The sequence below is a fragment of the Mesorhizobium sp. L48C026A00 genome (genome assembly GCF_000502375.1).
Taxonomy (GTDB): domain Bacteria; phylum Pseudomonadota; class Alphaproteobacteria; order Rhizobiales; family Rhizobiaceae; genus Mesorhizobium; species Mesorhizobium muleiense.
Map to the genome: position 1 here is coordinate 1 of NZ_AYWU01000124.1, position 786 is coordinate 786.

Annotated in this window: 1 protein-coding gene; it reads right to left on the reverse strand. The window is 59.3% G+C overall.

Annotated features, from left to right (window positions below):
• Positions 1-244: 244 nt before the first annotated feature.
• Positions 245-712, reverse strand: a complete 468-nt coding sequence (locus X738_RS84435; protein WP_441295570.1) for a transposase — start codon at positions 710-712, stop codon at positions 245-247.
• Between the last annotated feature and the right edge of the window lie 74 nt (positions 713-786).

Consider the following 786-nt stretch of genomic DNA (forward strand, 5'->3'; position numbering starts at 1 on the left):
CGTCGGTCACAACTGCTGACGTATATCCGGCTTCCTGATGCGGCTGGACAACGTCGTCGCCGCGAGCCCCGACGGATTTTCGCGGGCTTCCACCTCATCGGCCCCTAGACACTGGCCGAAGCCAAGCCGGTCCACACACCAGGTTCGGGAAGCGACGGAATGACCGTTTCACCATCTCCTACCATTTTGCTGCAATTGCTGGGGTGAGACCTCCTTCTGTTATTCCTTCGTTTGCCGCTTCGCCTCAAGCTGCTTTCACCGATGGTGCGTGCTCGTAGACTGTGCCGCCCGAGAGCATGGCCCACACGATCCTCGCATTNGCTGCTTTCACCGATGGTGCGTGCTCGTAGACTGTGCCGCCCGAGAGCATGGCCCACACGATCCTCGCATTCTTGTTGGCGAGCGCGACAGCCGCGACATTGGGATGCCGCCTTTGTCGCAACTTACTAAGCCAAAGGCTTCGAGGATCCTGCTTGCCCGCTGCTTTGCCGAGCGCAGCGCGAGCGCCATGNGATCGTTGTTTCGGCACGAGACCGAGCCATGCCGCAAACTGGCGGCCGTTCTTGAAGCAAGTTCGATCACCTACAGCAGCGATCAAGGCTGTCGCGGTCACAGGGCCGATACCTTCGATCTTTCCAAGCCGCTGACATAGTTCGCTGTTGCGAAAGAGCTCCCGAACCCGCCGATCATAAGATGCAATGCGTTGGTCCATTTCGGCCAACTCCGTTTGCACTTCTCGGATCAGCACCCGCACCAATTCATTGAGACCATCGTCGCTGCCCCCCG